Source organism: Niastella koreensis GR20-10 (genome assembly GCF_000246855.1).
Taxonomy (GTDB): Bacteria; Bacteroidota; Bacteroidia; order Chitinophagales; family Chitinophagaceae; genus Niastella; species Niastella koreensis.
Genome location: NC_016609.1, coordinates 7796522 through 7815582, shown reverse-complemented (window position 1 = coordinate 7815582; position 19061 = coordinate 7796522). Strand labels below are relative to the sequence as shown.

Below are 19061 nucleotides of genomic sequence, written 5' to 3'. Positions count from 1 at the left end.
GGCAATCGGTCCGCCAGCTGGCGGATGAATGGGATGCTGATATTCGGGCATTCCACCAATATTTAATTTAATCAGTTTCGAAATCTTACCTATGTCTGTAGCATACACCAACGGAAAAATATTTAACGGAGAAAAGATTGAAGAGAACAAAGCGGTTTTAACGAATAACGAAGTTATTGTTGGCGTGGTTAACGCGAATGCCATTCCCTCTCAATACAGAACAGAAGACCTGAAAGGGTTTACCCTGGCGCCGGCGTTTATCGATATGCAGATCTACGGCGGAAATGGCAAACTGTTCTCACAGGACCTCACGGTGGAATCATTGAAAGCCACCTATGAATATTGTTTAACGGGCGGCTGTGCGCATTTTATGATCACCATGGCCACCAATACCATTGAAAAATTCCTGCAGGGATTTGAAGTGGTGCGGGCTTACTGGGAACAGGGTGGTAAAGGATTGCTGGGTTTGCATTTGGAAGGGCCCTACATTAACCCGGTAAAAAGAGGCGCCCACCTGGCAAACTGTGTAAAAAAGCCAACCATCCAGGAAGTAAGCCTGTTGCTGGAGAAGGGTAAGGATGTATTTAAAATGATGACCCTGGCGCCCGAACAATGTGATGACGCTGTTATAAAACTATTACAACAACACAATATCATTCTTTCCATAGGGCATTCCAATGCTACTTACAAACAGGCCCTGGATGCGTTTAATAAAGGCATACCGGCCGCCACGCATATGTTTAATGCCATGTCGCCCCTGCAACACCGGGAGCCTGGCGTGGTAGGCGCTATTATGAATCATCCTACAGCCATGAGCAGTATTGTTTGTGATGGCGTGCATGTGGATTATGCAGCGGTACATATTGCCAAAAAAGTATTGCAGCAACGCCTGTTCTTTATCACCGATGCGGTGGCCGAAACCACCAACGGTGAATACCAGCACCTGTTCCGGGGTGACCGGTATGCATTGCCTGATGGTACCTTATCCGGTTCCGCCCTCACCATGCTGCAATGTGTAAAGAATGCAGTTAATCATGTAGGTATTTCGCTGGAAGAATCCTTACGGATGGCATCCGCTTATCCAGCCCAATTAATGGCTGGTAGTATGCTGGGTAAAATGGAACCCGGTTATCGCGCCGATTTTGTAGTGTTTGATGATGCGTTGGAACTGCAACGGGTTTACTGTTGAGCCACGCCAATTTTGTGCAGGATCATTCCGCGGATAACGGCCGCTTTGGGATCGATACCCTGGCGAATGGTTTCCCGTGTTGGTGATACCTGGATATCGGGCATAATTCCCCGGGCATCTTTTACCAGTTTTTCATCCATCACCAGTCTGAATTTAGGCAGCCTGAAACGCACTTTGGTGTTAGGCAGTGTAACATCGGGGATCATCCAGGCTGTATTGCCATAGGCGCCGCCACCCGTTTCCTCCCCAATTATTTTTACATTCGGCTGGCCCTGCAGCACTTTTACAAACAAGGTTGTGGCCGAAAAAGAATTGCCGCCTGTTACCAGGTAAATATCCCCATTGTAGTGATGTTTTTTCCTGGGATGAAAGTAATGGCGTTCAAAATAACCAAAGTGATAGTTGCCGTCTTTTTCTTTATGAGTTACAAACTGCGACAGCGACCAGTAAAACGGCTGCCAGGAAATGTATTTGCCGTATTTGCTGCTGCGGCGAACGGCGTATAATGAATCAGCGAGTTTGAACTTCTTATCGGCCAGGTAACGGGTTAAGAGGGTAGAAAGGCCGGCATCGCCCCCGCCATTGGTGCGCACGTCCACCACCAGGTGTTGAATATTGCGACGGTCCAGCTCCCGGAAAACCTGCCGGTAAAAAGACCGTAATTTATTCCCTCTTGCAAATGTGTGCAGCGTCATGTAAGCCGAGGACAACGTAGTATCTATTTGAACATACCGGGAAGCGAACTGGAGATGGTGGTTTTCTTTGGGCTCCTTAGGCTGTTTAGCGCCAGGTTTATTACTTCCGGGTGCTTTTTCGGTTGTATCTTTTACTGAGGGGTCAAACACCGGTACACTTACAGTTTGTTGGGTACCGGTGCTGTCAATATATGTTATGGCCACCTGGTCTTTCATGCCTATTACATTCCGGTACAGGCTGCCAAAGGCTCCACTGTTACTGAGGCTTTGGTATTTACCGCTTATGCTGTTGCCATCGCCGGAAACATAGTTCATGAATGAATCGGTGAGCTGCCGGGTGCTGTATCCATCGATAGCTGTAACTATGGTGCCGTATTTCAAAATGGAATCCTTTCGGTTGATATTGGCAGTAATGACCATGGAGTCGCTCCACACCTTAAAGCTCAGGGGAAACATCTTTAATTTAGCTGTATCGAGGTACTTACCGTATTGTTTGGAATATTTAACCGCTGTATGCCCGCAATGGATCTTGCTTACCACATAGGAAAGAATATTGCGGAACTGCAATTCGGTCATGGAATCGCTGATGTGCCTGTACCCATCATTGAAAAAGTAATCCATGCTGTCTTTGGGGGTAAACCAATACAGGCTGGGATGCGATTCTTCCAGCACATTACGAAAAACAGTATAGTCCTTTTGTAATTGCTTTTTGGAATACTTATGCTGGGGATCAAATGTTTGGCGTGATGCAGAGCAGCCCCAAAGACCTGAAATACATACGACAAGACAAACGTAGGCTAACTTCCGCATCATGCTATCACTGGTTTATTTTTTAAAGGCGTTCCATCCCTGCGCTGTAATGGGATGAACCTGTCCGCCCCTGGTATTGATTTTCATTCCTTCTGCTGCATCGGTCATGTAACCAATGACGCTAATCTGTTCATTTAAAACGATCTTTTCGTAATCAGATTGTGACATCGTGAACAGTAATTCATAATCTTCACCTCCACTCAACGCACAGGCGGTTGGGTCTATTTCAAATTTAAAGGCTGCCTTCCGCATTTCCTCGGCAATGGGCAGTTTTTCCTCATACAATACGCATCCCAGCTGGCTTTGTTCGCAAATGTGCAGTATTTCAGAGCTTAACCCATCGCTAATGTCCATCATGGATGTAGGCATAATATTATGAACTTCAAGAAATTCCACAATGTCTTTGCGGGCCTCGGGTTTTAACAGGCGGCCAATTACATAGCTTTCGCCTTCCAGATCGGGCTGTACCTGTGGGCTCTCGAGGTAGATCTGTTTTTCGCGTTCCAGGAACAACAGTCCAACGTAGGCGGCGCCCAGGTCGCCACTGCAGCAGATGAGGTCGCCTTTTTTGGCGGTATCTCTTCTTACATATTTCCCCGGTGCTACCTCGCCAATGGCGGTAACCGAGATCACAAAACCTTTTTGAGAGGAACTGGTATCGCCGCCTACCAGGTCGACCCCATATTTTTCGCAGGCTGCGTAAATACCTTCATAGAACTCACTGAGTGCTTCCACACTAAAGCGGTTGCTGAAGGCAATGCTCACCGTTATTTGCGTAGGGGTCGCATTCATGGCGTAGATGTCGCTCAGGTTCACCACCACGCTTTTATACCCCAGGTGCTTCAGGGGGGTGTACATAAGATCGAAATGAATACCCTCCACCAGCAGATCGGTAGTAACTACGGTTTGTTTGCCAAAATGGTCAATAACAGCCGCATCGTCCCCCACACCCACAATGGAGGAGGCGTTTTGCAGTTCTATATTTCTGGTAAGATGTTCTATTAAGCCAAATTCACCCAGGGAACTTATTTCTGTTCTGCTTTCGCTCATGGTGCTGATATAATGTTCTTTTAAAATAAATAGCAATGCTCCGCCTTCGCTAAGCAAAGGCGGAGTTGAAAAAGGACAATAAAGTTATCGAATTATTCGGCAGCACGCCGGAGGCGCGCTTTTTAGGCTTTGTCGTTCACCCATTTTAACAAATCGTCGTGTATTTTACCGTTGGTAGCGGCAATATGGGGCTGATACGGTGAATACGGTTTGCCTTCAAAATCAGTTACTTTACCACCAGCTTCTTCCACGATCAAAAATCCGGCGGCGCTGTCCCAGGCCTGTAATTTATGCTCGTAGAACCCGTCAAAACGGCCGGCAGCAACCCAGCAAAGGTCCATAGCGGCAGAACCTAAACGGCGAACAGGCACCCCGGCCCTGATAAAGCGCGAAAATGCTTCGAGCGGACCGTTGGGATTGTTGATATAAGTATAAGGGAAGCCGGTTACCAGGCATGATTTCATTACATCGCTTTCCATGCTCACGTGAATAGGTTCTCCATTGAGGGTTGCTCCTTTTCCTTTTTCGGCGAAATAATATTCTTTAATGAATGGGTTCAGCACCGCGCCCATAATCATGATACCGTTGTGTTCCAGGCCAATGGAAACGCAGCAAATGGGAATACCATGGGCATAGTTTACAGTACCATCAATAGGGTCGATGATCCATTTGTATTCATTGTCCATTTTAATTTCGCCGGCTTCTTCACTTAAGATGAAATGGTCGGGAAACTGTTCTTTAATGGTATCAATGATGGCTTTTTCAGAAGCGTGGTCGGCTTCGGTCACCAGGTTGTTAATTCCTTCCTTATTGCTGATGAGCAGACTTTTTGAGTTGAAGTAATGCTGCATTACTTTGGCGCCTGCTTCGGTGGCATTTATTAAAGTTTCTTTTAACATGGCGCAAAGATAAGATAGCTAAGGCACAAGGCTCAGGATTCAAGGCACAAGGGTTGATTTTAGCGTGCCCGAAAAATCTCAGATAGCTCAGATTTAAGGGCTTGTGCCTTGCGTCTTGTTGCTTGTGTCTTAACCTTGTATCTTGCGTAATCTATGCTGTTGTCGGTCATCATTGTTAATTACAACGTGAAATACTTCCTGGAGCAGTGTTTATGCTCGGTAAGGAAAGCTATTGGGCAAATGAGTGTGGCTACGGGAGCAAATAACGTGGAAGTTTGGGTGGTAGACAATAATTCAAAGGATGGCAGCATCGAGTACCTGCAACTCCTGTTTCCTTTTGTACAGTTTATAAAGAATCCGGTTAACCAGGGGTTTTCAAAAGCCAATAACCAGGCGCTGCAGAAAGCCCGGGGAAAATACATCCTGTTTCTGAATCCCGATACCATTTTACCGGAAGATGCTTTTACGAGTTGTTTGGCGTTTATGGAAACCACACCCGATGCAGGGGCGCTGGGTGTGCAAATGATCGATGGTACCGGACAATACCTGAAAGAATCGAAGCGCGGTTTTCCTTCTATGTGGGTATCGTTTTGTAAAATGAGTGGATTAACCCGCTGGTTCCCTTCTTCCAAACTATTTGCGCGCTACTACATGGGGCATTTGAGCAACCAGGAGGTGAATAAGGTAGATATTTTATCCGGCGCTTATATGATGGTGAGAAAATCCCTGCTCGATAAACGGGAGGTTTCGATGAGCAATTCTTTATGTATGGCGAGGATATTGATCTTAGTTACCGCCTGCAACAGGCGGGCAGTTACAACTACTATTTTCCAGATTGCACCATAATACATTTCAAGGGTGAAAGCACCCGTAAAGACAATAAATATGTAAAACAGTTTTACAAAGCCATGGTGCAGTTTGTACAAAAACATTTTCATGGCGAAATGGCCTGGTTATATACGGGCCTGCTGGAAGCGGTGATCTACCTGCGGGCGGCTGTAACTTTTGTAAGCCGGGAACACAAAGAACTATCCATCAAATACCAGGGTACTCCCACCTTTTACCTGGCCGGTGATGAAAAAAGCGCCAATGAAGTGCGCTCGGTGCTCAGTTCTTTTCCGGAGTATTCCATTACCGAGGATAACGAAAAAGCCAGGGAATGGATCTTTTGTGAAGGCTCTACTTTTTTGTTCAGGCAGATCATTGAACAAATGAAGACCTGCCCGCCCTGGTTAAAAACATTTATTCACGCCAATGGTACTTACACTATTGTAGGCAGCCACTCCAAAGATCAGCGTGGGTATGCGATTGTGATGGGGTAACATACACGGTTATCGGCTATTTCTGCACGCTTATTGGCTAAACTGCACGGATACTAAAATTCATTAGGCGATAATCTCTTTCTAAATACATTTGTCTGGCCAATTAGGCCTGATATACGAATAGCTGCTTTTCCTTTTAGTTATAGCAACATCCTCTCCGTTTTGTTTCTATTAATTTATTAAAGGCGATCTTCTTTCAGACCTAGTTGAATTAATTCAGATAGCACTACACTGTTACGATTATATTAAGTCATCAGCTATTTTTTAGCTGATGAGGATTTCTATTGCTTAAAAAACCACTAAATATTCTTTTATGAAGAAAAAAGCTTTACAATTTGCTATTGGCTTACTAATTATTTCTAATGGCGCATTTGCGCAAGCATGGAACGGAAATGATCTCAATGTTGATACCTATAGGTTTGGAAATGTGGGCATTGGTACTACAACCCCAAGGGCGGGATTGAGTCTGGGTGCTGGTAATGTTGGTAAAAGACTGCTGGTTTATGATAATCCTGCCACTAATGTTCAATCGGGTTTTGGAATAGATATGTCTAATACAGGAGGTCGGGAGTTGACAATTTTTCATCCTTCCAATGACGGTGTAAGTGGTAAAATTTCTTTCGGGAGGATTTTGGAAAGCACAGGAGCGTACACTGAAACGATGCGAATAACCGGAGACGGTAAAGTTGGGATTGGTACTACCAACCCTGGTTCATTTCAACTGGCTGTTGAAGGTAAAATTGCCGCCCGTGAAATTCTGGTTACGTCAAGTAATAATTTCCCCGATTATGTATTTGATTCAAAATACAAATTGAGAAATCTTTCCAGCCTGGAGAATTACATCAATCAAAACAAACATTTACCAAATGTGCCTTCTGCAGCTGACGTAGAAAAGAATGGCGGCATCGAACTAGGCGAAATGAACAGGAAGCTGTTGGAAAAAGTAGAAGAATTGTCACTTTATATTATTGAGATCAATAAAAAAGTAGAAAAACTGGAAAAAGAGAACAAAGCTGTAAAAAAACGTTTGATGAAGAATAAAAACTAGTGGCAATGAAAAAATTTAATATTCTAATTATATTTCTACTAATTATTACAAATTGCTTTTCCCAATTTTTTGATGTTAACTTCAAGCTCTGTCCGGGAAATCAAACAGCATGTAATGCATTTATTTCGCCATTTACCTGTGGTAATGGGTCAATTCAAACAATGTATGGGGCTCCTAAGTTAATGAATTATACGTGGGATAATTCGGGTACTCCTACGGTTAACCAAGTGGTAAAATTAACTGGAACCAAATCGGAAGTTAATGGGGTTAAAGTGGATGTTGATGAAGGGTTTGAGTTTGAATATATATTTAAACCCAATCGGAACTATTTAATTAGTGTAACCGTTTCAGGGTTGAAAGATAATAATGGAACTAATGTTATTGCGGGCGGAGAAGTGATCCTAGGTTCGCAATATTCAACACAAAATACGAATGGTTGTTCTCCCGATCAGTTCGATTTTCAAAAAAATAATGGAACTGTTGTTCTTTCATTTACACCTACCTCTTACAGCCCTACAACTTATCAGGCAAATTATATAACAACGAATGTAAATTTGTCAAAAGTTAAAGTAAGGTGCAGAAACACATTAGACCCCAATCCACCTATACCCAATAATCCAGCTGTAAACAATAGCTACCTACTGATTTATAGCGTATCTATTCAAGAGGGTACAACTCAGTCTACTGATAATCTATGTAATGATAGAAATGTAACCATAGGTTTTGATATAGATTGGGATTTTGCTAATCCTCCTTCTGGGCCTTATTGGGCAGCTACTATGGGTTCTTATTATTCAACCACTGTTGTATCCAATATCCATATTTCTAATGGAATGTATAGGATCGTAAGTAATAATAATATATTTCTTAAACCAGGGTTTCATGGCTCAGTTGGAACTAATGGAATAATTAGAGCTTCAATAGGAAGGTGCAAGGATGGAGAACCATTAAGAGTAGCGACAAACCAGAACGTAAATAATCGTCCCATAGATTCTACTTTTTATAATAAGGTGGTCTTATTCCCTAACCCAGCCAGGACCGAATTAAATGTGCTGCTAAAAGAGAATATAATGATCAATCAAATATTTGTTACAGATAATTTGGGAAGAAAAATTCGAACGAAAACCCTAAAAACTACGCCCAATAAGATTACAGTTGATGTCTCTTCTTTAAATAATGGAGTATATTTTTTATCCTTTATGAGTAAGTCCTCGCTACAGACATATAAATTTATTGTTAATAAGTAGATAAAGTAGAGATAGATTTTTCGTTAATAACCAAAATTTCAAAAACCCGACTAACAGGCGGGTTTTTTTCTTTTAACCCATGCAGCGAACCGTAATCTTTGCAAAATGTTCAATATATCAGGCTAAAAACCTTTAATTTTGGTTTAATGCCCGACCAAACGGGCAGTTAATTAATGGCCCTAATTGATATCTCTTTACCCCGGTCGGTTGCCCGAGCGTTGCGATTACCTGCTAAAAGTCCCAGACGGCAGCAGATCAGGGTGTTAAAGAAATTGCTGAAAAAAGCCCGGTTTACCGAATTCGGTCAAAAATACCGGTTCGATGAGATCCTGTTGAGTAAACATGCCGGGAAAAAATTCCAGCAACTGGTCCCTACCTATGATTACAACAAAATTTATGGGGAGTGGTGGCATAAAACGCTCGAGGGAAAAAGGGACATTTGCTGGCCTGGAAAGATCAAATATTTTGCCCTCAGCTCCGGAACCTCCGAGGCTGCAAGTAAATATATACCCATCACCAATGATCTGATGCGCGGTAACCGCATCGTTATGATCAAACAACTGCTGTCCTTACGCACCTATCACGATATTCCGGTAAAAAGTATTGGCAAAGGCTGGTTAATGCTGGGCGGTAGCACCGACCTGCAGAAAGGTCCTGGTTATTACGCCGGCGACCTGAGCGGCATTACTGCTAAAAAAGTGCCCTTCTGGTTTAGCCCGTTCTATAAACCCGGAAAAAAGATAGCCCGCACCAAGGACTGGAACAGCAAAATTGAGGCTATTGTTGAGGAAGCCCCCAACTGGGATATTGGCTTTGTTGTGGGTGTTCCGGCCTGGATCCAAATGTGCATGGAAAAGATCATCGAGCGCTATCAGCTCAATTCCATCCACGACATGTGGCCAAACCTGGCCTTCTTTGTTCATGGCGGCGTTTCTTTTGAACCTTATAAAAAAGGCTTTAATAAACTGGTGGCCCGCCCACTTACGTTTATTGAAACCTATCTGGCTTCTGAAGGTTTTATCGCCTACCAGGACCGCCAGGATTCGCCGGGCATGAAACTGGCCCTGAACGATCATATCTTTTTTGAATTTGTGCCTTTTAACGGGGATAACTTCGATGCAGATGGCAACCTGGTTGAAAACCCCGAGGCATTGATGATACACCAGGTAGAAGAAGGCAGGGACTATGCGATCCTGCTGAGCACCACAGCCGGCGCCTGGCGCTATTTAATTGGCGACACGGTTCGGTTTGTTGATAAAGAGCGTTGTGAAATAATTATTACAGGCCGCACCAAACACTTCCTGAGCCTTGTGGGTGAACACCTGAGTGTTGACAATATGAATAAAGCCATTAAGCTGGCCAGTGAGGAAATGAATGTAAACATTCCCGAATACACGGTGGCCGGCATACCGCATGGTTTATTCTTTGCGCATCAATGGTGGATTGCCTGCGACGATGCGGTTGATAAAGAGCTGTTGCGTCAGAAAATAGACAATTGTCTGAAAGACATCAACGATGATTATGCGGTGGAAAGAAACAGCGCATTGAAAGATGTTTACCTGAACATATTGCCCGTTTCAAAATTCATGGAGTTTATGCACCTGAAAGGAAAGATCGGCGGACAGCATAAATTTCCACGTGTTATGAAAGGTAAGATGTTTGAGGACTGGCAGAAGTTTATTGAAACCGGCGCCCTTTAATGACCTTATATTTCAATACGTTCGGAATCCCCGATATGTTTTCCTACCTTGCGGTACACGTATATTAAATTGGAATATCTATAAGGACGTAAGCATGTGGCAAGCCATAATAAGTGGGTTAACGCTGGGATGTATTCTTGCCCTCTCTGTAGGGCCCGTCATATTTACTATTATAAAGCAAAGTATAAACAACGGTCATACCGGAGGGTTAAGCTTTGTTGCGGGAGTATGGTTGAGTGATATTATTCTGGTAGTAATCAGTAACGTGTTCTCTGCCCTGGTAGCAACTTTGCTGGAAGAATACAGTCACGTGATCGGGTATTTGGGAAGCGTTTTCCTGGTGGGCGTGGGTGTTTATTATTTGTTCTTTAAAAAAGTGACCCTTCGTACAGATGCTGAAGGCAATGCCATCAAGTTTCGCAAGCGTGATATATTCAAGATCATGTCGAGCGGATTTTTTTTAAATACCCTTAATCCCAGTGTATTCTTCTTTTGGCTGGGAACCGCTTCTGCCTTTTCAAAATATGACCTCAGTCAACGGCTGCTGATCTTCGCCGTTTGCCTGGCCTTAAATATCGCCGCTGATATCTTAAAAGTAATGCTGGCGGGGAAATTACGCAACAAGCTTACCCTGCATAACATTTCCATAATAAATAAGATCTCAGGCATAATACTGGGCTGCTTCGGTATAGCACTTTTTATTACTTCCTATTACAATATCATCAAGCATTAACCGGGTAAACCGTTCTTATTGCAGCCTTTAACAAATTATTAGTGAAATAACAAAAGGGCCCTGTGTAACTTGTTACCGCATGAAGCAAACCATACTTTTCATATTACTGGTATCTATAGCAGAAGCATCCTTATCCCAATCCCAAAACATACCCTCTGATTTTATTGTTTTAAGAAAGCGTAACAACAAACCCTTAAAGACTTATTATCCCGGCGCTTTTATTTCGGCCACTACATATAATGGTTTTTCCGTAAACGGGTTTATTAAAGATATCAGGAACGACTCGGTGATTATATTGCAACAGCAGCGACAATTGGTAGGAACCGAGTTTGGTACTACGCTCGATACAGTTTCTTACGTGATGGGTGTGGATTATCACGAGATAAAAACTTTTCATTATACCAGCCAGTATACCTGGGGTCGCAAAAGAGGTTTTGCTGAAGTGACCATACCCAGGTTAATGAAAATTGGCGGTATTGGATTTATAGTACTTGAATTGTTCAATACTGCTTACAGAAAGGAATCTATATCAGCCGATAATAAACTGGTTTCCCTGGGCATTGCAGCCGGTGTGGCCGCTACCGGATTTGCCATTACCTATTTTCAAAACAAAGCCGATAAGGCCGGGGGAAAGTATAAGGTAGTTTATGTGAAAAATTCCAAATAGGAAAATATAGTCACTCCCTACTACGTTTAAAGGAACAGCAATCAAAATTGTATCTTGCAAGCCAAAGCAGTTCCCTACTCATGTCAACTAAATTGAAAGAAAAAGCCCGGAAAATTTGGCGTTTTATAAAATGGACTTTCCTCTTTCTGTTTATATTCCAGTTATTCTATATTCTCCTCTTAAAGTGGGTTGATCCGCCATTTACCCTTACCCAGTTAGGCAGTTTGTTCAGCGGGTATGGACTGAAGCGCGACTACGTTCCCATGAAAGATGTTTCCTCTTATGCCCGGTTGTCGTTTATTGCTGCTGAAGACCAGCTGTTCCCCGATCACAATGGGTTCGACTGGAAAAGCATTAACAAGGCAATGGAGTACAATAAGAAAAAACCCAACCGCGTAAAAGGCGCTTCCACCATCAGCCAGCAGGTTGCTAAAAATGTTTTTCTTTGGCAGGGCCGCAGCTGGTTCCGCAAAGGCATGGAAGTATATTTCACCTTTATGATCGAATTGTTATGGGGTAAGAACCGCATTATGGAAATGTACCTCAACGTTTCGGAAATGGGGCCTGGCATTTTTGGCATTGAAGCGGCTGCACAGAATTATTTTAAAAAGCCCGCCAAACGGCTTACCCGCCAGGAGGCTGCCATGATCGCCTCCTGTATGCCCAATCCAAAGAAATTTACTGTTAAGCCCTTATCGCACTATGTGGCTAACCGTTATCCCTGGGTAATGCGTCAAATGACGTTTCTGCAAAACGATCCCGATATTCAAAAGATACTACAATAGTTATTGCACACTCAATTCAAACTCGGTACTGTTGATGGTTGGAAATCCCGGAATAACCGAGCCTATGCACAGGCGGGCCGTATATGCTCCCTTTATGATCTCCGGGGGAATGGGAATGGTATGCATAAGTCTTTTGCCGATTAACTGTTTAACAGTAATACCGGTATTAATAAAGTCATGTACATCGCCATCAATGTATAACACCAGCCAAATAGGTGTTGCGCCGTAAACAGGTTGTTGAAAAAGCGCCTGATAGTTTTGGGGAATTGTAACGTTTGCGTTTATTTGGATGGATCGTTGCTGCTGACAGGTACACCTGATTGTTGAAAACAACACCCGTGAAAAGGAATAATAATTTGTCTGCACACCGTCTTGTGGAAAACGCCAGCCATGGAGTTGAAAACGCTGTCGATAGCCTTCATTATTACCTGGCAAATCCATATACACTGTTTTGCCGATCAGCGAATCTTCAATGGGCCATAAATTAAAATTATTGCGGCGATAGTCTGGCGAATTCAGAGAGAAAGCCGGCGTACCGGTATAGAACCAGTATTTGGCAGCACGTTGATACGTATTCACAAAAACCACTGGTAAATTCCCGGCTTGCAGATGTATCCCGGCTGTCCATTCGCGGTTACCATGAAACTCGTTTTGTTTTATAGGTAAAACCGCCGGGAACCAACTCATAAGGTACAACCGGCCGGCTAACACCAACAACAGCGTAATAGCCACGCTTCGATAAACCCATTTTTGCAATTGATAATGTTGTACCAGGTACCGGTGACTTAACACCATTAACGGGATGAATGCAGCCACTGTCCAATTGGCTTCTACCCTACCTTTATAGGTGCTTAGCAGGAATGCCGTGTAAATTCCAATCAACGAATATTTCATGGCCCGTTCCACTGCCAATACTGGCCGGTACATAAATGCCGCCCACAACAGCAGCCAGCCTATTACTGGTCCGGCAAATGCTATTTGTCCCAGGATGTATTCTGTAGTAAAAGAAAATTGGTAACCGGAGGCATTTCTTTCAAACAAATGAAACTGTATGGAGGGAAAATTATGTTTGTACTGCCAATAGATATGAGGCGCAAACAGAACCAGGCAAAATGCTCCTGCTACATATGTGTATTTGTTGCTCAGCAATTTCAGGTTCGATAACAGCACCATCACAATGATCAGTATTCCATGATACTTACTGTATAACAAACATGCCATACCCATGCCTATTAGCATGGCGTTTGTAAGATTGGTTTTTTGTAGAAACCGCTGGTACAACCAAAAGTACAGCACTGTGAAAAATAGAAGAGGCGTGTCAGGCACTGCGAGTATGCCACCAATTTGTGCAACAGCTATAGACAGCACTACCGCATAAAACAAGCGGTCATCTTTTTTACAAGTTAGTTGCTGAACAAGAAAGAGGGTAGCTGTATTGAATAGCAGGATGAAAAAGCGTACGCCCAACTCATTATGAAAAATTGCATAACCTGCTTTTATCAACGCTGCGATCATTGGAGGATGATCGAAATATCCCCAATCCATAAAGCGGGAGTATACCCAGTAATAGGCTTCGTCATCGAATAGTTCTGTGTTAGCAGCCTGAATAACACTAATCGAAACCCACGCTACATAAAACAACAGTCGATGATGTTTTTGCAGTACGCTTCGCATAACTGCTCAACAGAACAATTATAAAAAGAGTTCTATTGTGCAAATAAATCGTTAACGGCGTTGATGGCTTTCTGGAACCGTTCATCATAATTTCCTGAGATCTCTACCCAGGGAACAGATTGGTTGAGCAAAATATTCCTGTATATATTATATAATTTCTTGCGCGGACCGGGGTCGGGATATTCACGTAATACATCATAAGCCCAGGGCAGATCTATATTGCATAAAAGGTATAAGTCATATTTTCTTTTTGTAATCTGATCGAGTGTCCACTGGTGACATTTGCCAAATACAAACTCACCCCATACTTTCATTACATACTGATCTGTGTCAATAAACAATAGTGATGCATCCTTCGCTTTTTCGATATAGCTTTCTTCTAACGCTACCTGACCCTGTGCAATAGTGAGCAGATCTTCGAAAGTATAGTTCATACCATTTACCGTCAGGTATTCCCTTGCATACTCCGGTACCCAGGTGGTTTTATAATATTTGGCCAATTGCTCGCACAGCGTGCTTTTGCCTGTTGATTCGGGACCTATTACAACTACCTTTTTCATGCTTGTGTATTAGCTTGCAAATTCCGGGCTCGTTTCATCCATTCCAGCAAACCAAAAACGGCCATTACAAACAGGATAAGGTAAAATACGCTGGTGAACACATAATGCTTTACAAAGTATAATGGTATGGAGGCAATGTTGGTTACTATCCACCAGAACCAGCTTTCTACTTTCTTTTTGGCCATCAGCCACATACCGGTAAAAGCGGTGGAAGAAGCAAGAGCGTCTGCCCAGGGTATGGTGGCAGCATAAAAGGCGGTTTTTAACCAGGTCAAGGCACTGAAGATGGCGATATAAAAGAACGCGCAGAATAACAATTGCTGCACCCATTCCCGCCGGGTAGAAAATTGCACGGTTACTACGTAATGTTCCTGTTTGTCTTTTTTCAACCAAAGTACCCAGCCGTAAATGCTCATGATGGTATAATAGAGGTTTACGCTTGCTTCACCGAAAAGGTGGCCTTCGGTACTCAGAAATATATAAATTATTGTACTTATAAGACCAACGGGGTATACCCAAATGTTCTCCACTCTTGAAAAAAATACACTTGCAATGCCCGCAAAAACCGCAATATATTCAAGCAATGTGGTGTTACGCATGCCCTCCACAAATTGCTTTATGATTTCATCGTACGTCATGTTATAAAAATGCAAGATAATCAAAACCGGTTTCCGATATTTGGCCGATAAATACATACCCATTGAGTTATTTTACTAATAAGACCGTATGGATCACCGGCGCCTCGTCAGGAATTGGGGAAGCGCTTACCTATGAACTGGTAAAACAGGGCGCCAAAGTTATTATTTCAGCCCGCCGCTCAGCAGAACTGAAACGCGTGCAGGAAGCGGCAGGTTCATCAAATGTATATGTGCTCCCCCTGGACCTGGAAGCGTCTGCTACCTTTCCTGCCAAAGTGCAGGAAGCCATTGGTGCATTTGCGCAAATAGATGTAATGATCCATAACGGAGGTATCAGTAACCGCGGTACGGCCAAAGACACCCTACCGGCTGTACAGCGTAAGGTGATGGAGATCGATTACTTCAGCTATATAGAACTGACCAGGCTGTTATTGCCACATATGCTGCAACGTAAATCGGGCCATATAGTGGCCATCAGCAGTGTGATGGGAAAAATAGGGACGCCCCTGCGTTCGGCCTATGCGGCTGCCAAACATGCCCTGCATGGCTTTTTCGATTGTTTGCGGGCCGAGGTTTGGCAGGATAACATAAAGGTTACCCTGATTATGCCTGGCTATATCCGCACCCAGGTTTCTATGAATGCGGTTACGGCTTCGGGCGAGAAATTGAACCAGCTGAGTAAAAATATTGGCGGAGGCTTTGCTCCCGATAAAACGGCGCAGCAGATCCTGAAGGCGATACAAAAAGGGAAATATGAAAAATTTGTGGGTAAGCCTTTCTCACAGGAATGGATGGCTATTCATATGATGCGATTGTTTCCAACGATGGCCATCAATATCTTTAAAAAGGCAGTGCCGCACTAGGGCGCTTATCTTTCGCAGAGCTTTTTCAGGTTTCGGATACCTTCAGTAAACTGGCGGTTGAGGTTTTTGTGAAACATATATCCCTTTAAACGGCCCAGAGGGTATGGCAGCGCGCCAAAATTCTGCCAGGTTACTTTTGTTTCATCGCTGCCCCAGTCTTCAAATAGCCAGTTGTCGCGGGCGATGGTCTTTACGGGGGTTATAAATTCAAGATCGAAGTTAAGATGGTGCTCGTCAATATCGCGTAGGGTGAGGCTGCCCGTGCCGCGTTTGCTTCCCTTCCAGGAATACTTATGGCCAGGTCTTTTTGATAACCCGGTAATATCGCTTTTGTCGCCTTTTTGCTGCCAGGGGTTCCATTGAATATAGTTATGGAAGTCGGCCACCTTATCCATTACATACCCGCATGGCTTTTTAATGATGGCTGATTTCTCTATAAAATATCCATCTGGTAAAAACAGGGCGATGATCAGCAAGAGCACTATCACCACCACCAATATGCCCAAAATATACAGAAAGGTCATAAACCTGCTGTTTTACTGAATTTACTGAATTCCCATAAGACAGCCAAGTTGGTTTAATGTTTTACCCGTGAAATCGTTTACTCATTCTTTATAGTGCAGGCACTAAAAAGACCTTCCCCATTGGAGAAGGTCCACAAGCTTTTGAAATATTGCAATTAGTATTATTCTGCTTCAGCCACTACTTCTTTCACCTCGGGGATCATTCGCTTCATCATTCCTTCAATACCTGCCTTCAGTGTGATCATTGATGAAGGACAGCCACTGCATGAACCTTGCAACATCAGGTTAACAATGCCGTCGTTGTAGCTTTTAAACTGTATTGCGCCACCATCCATTTCAACGGCTGGTTTCACATAGTTTTCCAACAGTTCTTTAATACGTTTTACCACATCGTCATCATCGGCAGCAACCACATTGGTGCTTTCCTGTTTAACGGTAGCTATTTCATCTTCATTGATCACCACTTTTCCTTCTTCCAGGTATTCTTTTAAAAACTGGCGAATGGTAGGAATTACATCGTTCCAATCGGTTTCCACAGTTTTTGTAAGGGTAACAAAGTTGCTGGCAATAAACACGGCCCTGATAAAGGGGAAACCGAACAGTTCTGTAGCCAGAGGGGAAGGTTTGGCATTTTCCAGATCCGGAAAATCAATGCTTTTACCCGGATACAACAGTTTGTTGGCAACAAATTTCATTGTTTCCGGATTAGGCGTCATTTCTGTATAAATACTAATGACAGGGCTTCCTGTTTTGATCATGATACTTCCTCTTTTAATAAGTTGAATACAAAAATAACAAATGCCCGCTGCAAATGTTTCTTATTTTGAAAATCTTTGGAGCCGGCAGAAAGGTACAATGCAGGCTGGTAAGGACATTTTAATGATCGCAGTCATCTTCATGGGCGTGATTATGAACCCGGCAGGCCCTGAAGTTTATTAAATGGGCAGTTACGATCAGTAAAACAGCTACTGGCAGGATCCACAGCTGGTATTGATGCCATATTTGCTTGGCAATCAAGCCGGTAAAGCCAATAGAGAAGATGATGATGGGCAAGCTGTTGTGATGGTGTTTTTTATAACCATGACGCAAAGAATATACTCCAATGGCAAAAGCCAGGAAGATCATAAAATACTCAAACGCCACATTTTCAATGATATTTATGCCTAAAACAGGCAAACTGGTTATCAGCAGGGGTAAAATTGCACAATGGATGGCGCAGGCAAGAGAAGCCGCCACACCCATCGCATCCCAGTTTACTCTAAAATTCATGGCCCGAAGATAAGAAGTAAATTACTTCGCATGCAACTTTGTTGCAAAAAGTTTCGTTATAAAATAAATTCATTGGTGTCGGAAGGTGTAAACGTACCTTTGTTGCCTGAAAAACCATATTAATTATGCGCCGGAAAGTGATCTTTTATGTTGGCTTTTTTGTGGTATTGTGTATTGCCTTTTATGTGGCATTAACCCAGGTTATACCGGGTTTTGGAGATGTAAAGCTACCGATCGTAAACAGGGTTCAACCCTTTAGTTTTACCAATCAGGACGGGCAACAAGTAAATCAACAGAGTGTGGAAGGCAAGGTATATGTGGCCGAATACTTTTTTACCACCTGTCCCAGCATTTGCCCCATGCTGAACACCAATATGAAGAAGATCTATGAAGCCTATAAGGATGAGCCGGGGTTCATGATCCTGTCGCACACCGTTGACCCCGATAACGATAATGTGGCCCGGTTAAAATGGTATGCCGACTCTATGAAGGTAAATACCAAACAATGGGAGTTTTTAACCGGCAGAAAAGACAGTCTGTATAAAACAGCCCGGAACAGCTACCTGCTCGATGATCCCCAGAACAACCTGCAGAACATAAACGAGCAGTTTTTGCATACCCAGTTTTTTGCCTTGGTTGACAGAAGCGGGAAGGTTCGTAAAATTTACGATGGCCTGAAAAAAGACGAAATAGAAGAATTAAAGAAAGACATAAAAAGATTGTTGAAAGAACACAATCCCGGCGATCGTTTTTCAAATAATATGTTTGGCAGCTAAGACTGCCTGTGTTTAATGATTTTATAATGGAAGCGCAGATAGACGAAATACTTAAGAAAAATCAATTGAGTGTAACCGGTAGCCGCAAAAGGATCCTGGAGTTGTTCCTCATGAGCAACGGAGCCCTGGCGCATGGCGATATTGAGAGGAAAACCGGGGAAAAATTCGACCGGGTTACCGTATATCGTACCCTGCAAACGTTTTTGGAAAAAGGCATTATTCACACCATCCCTACCTCCGATAATTCGGTTCTGTACGCATTGTGTAAAGACGACTGCACAGAAGGCCACCACCACGACAACCACGTTCATTTTATTTGCGACAAATGTGGTAAAACCATTTGCCTGGCCGATGTACACGTACCCCAGGTTAAATTACCAGGCGGGTTCCTGCCTCAGGAATACCAGATGGTAGTAACCGGTTTGTGTGCCGAGTGTCGCTAGCACACGAGTACTACTGGCTGGCAAAAGAACTTGATCATAATCATCTGAATTTTCTTCTCCGGTTAACCGGTAACGATGTATTTACTGCACTTGCAAATATGCCGGCGCGCCATAACCGGTTTTTCAGGATTTCTTCAAAATTATTAGTTATAACAGGTTAAAGATTTAT

21 protein-coding genes are annotated in these 19061 nt (G+C 43.2%); 12 read left to right on the top strand and 9 right to left on the bottom strand.

Translation table 11 applies throughout. The annotated features are described in order from the left end of the window. Window positions 1-91: 91 nt before the first annotated feature. A complete protein-coding gene (nagA, locus tag NIAKO_RS31120) occupies window positions 92-1189 on the top strand; it encodes an N-acetylglucosamine-6-phosphate deacetylase (protein WP_014222456.1) in 1098 nt (365 codons plus the stop codon). Here the strand turns inward: nagA and NIAKO_RS31115 are convergent. The 3 genes from NIAKO_RS31115 to NIAKO_RS31105 form a co-directional block, all read right to left on the bottom strand. Next, window positions 1180-2697 (bottom strand): S41 family peptidase, encoded by a 1518-nt coding sequence (locus NIAKO_RS31115; protein ID WP_014222455.1) that lies wholly within the window; start codon window positions 2695-2697, stop codon window positions 1180-1182. The genes nagA and NIAKO_RS31115 overlap by 10 nt on opposite strands. Window positions 2698-2709: 12 nt before the next feature. Continuing rightward, on the bottom strand, window positions 2710-3744 hold the full coding sequence (thiL, locus tag NIAKO_RS31110) for a thiamine-phosphate kinase (RefSeq protein WP_014222454.1): 1035 nt from the start codon (window positions 3742-3744) through the stop codon (window positions 2710-2712). A gap of 122 nt (window positions 3745-3866) precedes the next feature. Further along, window positions 3867-4643, bottom strand: coding sequence for an inositol monophosphatase family protein (locus NIAKO_RS31105; protein ID WP_014222453.1), 777 nt, complete (start codon window positions 4641-4643; stop codon window positions 3867-3869). Between the two features lie 159 nt (window positions 4644-4802). On the opposite strand from NIAKO_RS31105, the gene NIAKO_RS37375 reads away from it, so the two are divergent. The 8 genes from NIAKO_RS37375 to mtgA all read left to right on the top strand — a co-directional run bounded on the left by NIAKO_RS37375 (window position 4803) and on the right by mtgA (window position 12145). Then, a complete protein-coding gene (locus tag NIAKO_RS37375) occupies window positions 4803-5489 on the top strand; it encodes a glycosyltransferase family 2 protein (protein ID WP_172642133.1) in 687 nt (228 codons plus the stop codon). Further along, window positions 5408-5965: a glycosyltransferase family 2 protein gene (locus tag NIAKO_RS37370; RefSeq protein ID WP_049815645.1), complete on the top strand. Its 558-nt coding sequence runs from the start codon at window positions 5408-5410 to the stop codon at window positions 5963-5965. Before NIAKO_RS37375 ends, NIAKO_RS37370 begins: the two co-directional genes overlap by 82 nt. 313 nt (window positions 5966-6278) lie before the next feature. Next, a complete protein-coding gene (locus NIAKO_RS37365; protein ID WP_014222452.1) occupies window positions 6279-7013 on the top strand; it encodes a tail fiber protein in 735 nt (244 codons plus the stop codon). A 5-nt stretch (window positions 7014-7018) separates the two neighbouring features. After that, window positions 7019-8260 (top strand): T9SS type A sorting domain-containing protein, encoded by a 1242-nt coding sequence (locus tag NIAKO_RS31090; RefSeq protein ID WP_014222451.1) that lies wholly within the window; start codon window positions 7019-7021, stop codon window positions 8258-8260. A gap of 173 nt (window positions 8261-8433) precedes the next feature. Continuing rightward, window positions 8434-9960: a GH3 family acyl-acid amido synthetase gene (locus NIAKO_RS31085; protein WP_014222450.1), complete on the top strand. Its 1527-nt coding sequence runs from the start codon at window positions 8434-8436 to the stop codon at window positions 9958-9960. A 94-nt stretch (window positions 9961-10054) separates the two neighbouring features. Further along, window positions 10055-10693: a LysE family translocator gene (locus tag NIAKO_RS31080; RefSeq protein WP_014222449.1), complete on the top strand. Its 639-nt coding sequence runs from the start codon at window positions 10055-10057 to the stop codon at window positions 10691-10693. Window positions 10694-10772: 79 nt separating this feature from the next. Further along, a complete protein-coding gene (locus tag NIAKO_RS31075; protein ID WP_014222448.1) occupies window positions 10773-11360 on the top strand; it encodes a hypothetical protein in 588 nt (195 codons plus the stop codon). Window positions 11361-11440: 80 nt separating this feature from the next. Further along, window positions 11441-12145, top strand: a complete 705-nt coding sequence (mtgA, locus tag NIAKO_RS31070; RefSeq protein ID WP_014222447.1) for a monofunctional biosynthetic peptidoglycan transglycosylase — start codon at window positions 11441-11443, stop codon at window positions 12143-12145. Here mtgA and NIAKO_RS31065 read toward each other — a convergent pair whose 3' ends face one another. Genes NIAKO_RS31065 through pnuC form a run of 3 tightly spaced genes read right to left on the bottom strand, consistent with a single transcriptional unit; the run spans window position 12146 to window position 15017 of the window. Beyond that, complete coding sequence (locus NIAKO_RS31065; RefSeq protein WP_014222446.1) at window positions 12146-13819, bottom strand: ArnT family glycosyltransferase; 1674 nt, start codon at window positions 13817-13819, stop codon at window positions 12146-12148. Window positions 13820-13851: 32 nt separating this feature from the next. After that, the gene (locus NIAKO_RS31060) at window positions 13852-14379 is read right to left on the bottom strand and encodes an AAA family ATPase (RefSeq protein ID WP_014222445.1); all 528 of its coding nucleotides are present in this window, start codon (window positions 14377-14379) and stop codon (window positions 13852-13854) included. After that, window positions 14376-15017 (bottom strand): nicotinamide riboside transporter PnuC, encoded by a 642-nt coding sequence (gene pnuC, locus NIAKO_RS31055; protein WP_041349677.1) that lies wholly within the window; start codon window positions 15015-15017, stop codon window positions 14376-14378. The genes NIAKO_RS31060 and pnuC overlap by 4 nt, the downstream gene beginning before the upstream one ends. Before the next feature lie 62 nt (window positions 15018-15079). On the opposite strand from pnuC, the gene NIAKO_RS31050 reads away from it, so the two are divergent. Continuing rightward, the gene (locus NIAKO_RS31050; RefSeq protein ID WP_014222443.1) at window positions 15080-15880 is read left to right on the top strand and encodes an SDR family NAD(P)-dependent oxidoreductase; all 801 of its coding nucleotides are present in this window, start codon (window positions 15080-15082) and stop codon (window positions 15878-15880) included. A gap of 5 nt (window positions 15881-15885) precedes the next feature. Here NIAKO_RS31050 and NIAKO_RS31045 read toward each other — a convergent pair whose 3' ends face one another. The 3 genes from NIAKO_RS31045 to NIAKO_RS31035 all read right to left on the bottom strand — a co-directional run bounded on the left by NIAKO_RS31045 (window position 15886) and on the right by NIAKO_RS31035 (window position 17673). Continuing rightward, window positions 15886-16404 carry an SRPBCC family protein gene (locus NIAKO_RS31045; protein WP_014222442.1) on the bottom strand — a complete coding sequence of 173 codons (519 nt, stop codon included), beginning with the start codon at window positions 16402-16404 and terminating at the stop codon, window positions 15886-15888. Window positions 16405-16565: 161 nt separating this feature from the next. Beyond that, complete coding sequence (locus NIAKO_RS31040; protein WP_014222441.1) at window positions 16566-17162, bottom strand: NifU family protein; 597 nt, start codon at window positions 17160-17162, stop codon at window positions 16566-16568. Window positions 17163-17280: 118 nt separating this feature from the next. Further along, window positions 17281-17673, bottom strand: a complete 393-nt coding sequence (locus tag NIAKO_RS31035; RefSeq protein ID WP_014222440.1) for a MerC domain-containing protein — start codon at window positions 17671-17673, stop codon at window positions 17281-17283. A gap of 125 nt (window positions 17674-17798) precedes the next feature. On the opposite strand from NIAKO_RS31035, the gene NIAKO_RS31030 reads away from it, so the two are divergent. Together NIAKO_RS31030 and NIAKO_RS31025 are read left to right on the top strand one after the other, a co-directional pair. Continuing rightward, window positions 17799-18449, top strand: a complete 651-nt coding sequence (locus NIAKO_RS31030; protein ID WP_014222439.1) for an SCO family protein — start codon at window positions 17799-17801, stop codon at window positions 18447-18449. A 26-nt stretch (window positions 18450-18475) separates the two neighbouring features. Continuing rightward, window positions 18476-18892: a Fur family transcriptional regulator gene (locus NIAKO_RS31025; RefSeq protein WP_014222438.1), complete on the top strand. Its 417-nt coding sequence runs from the start codon at window positions 18476-18478 to the stop codon at window positions 18890-18892. Window positions 18893-19061 lie beyond the last annotated feature (169 nt).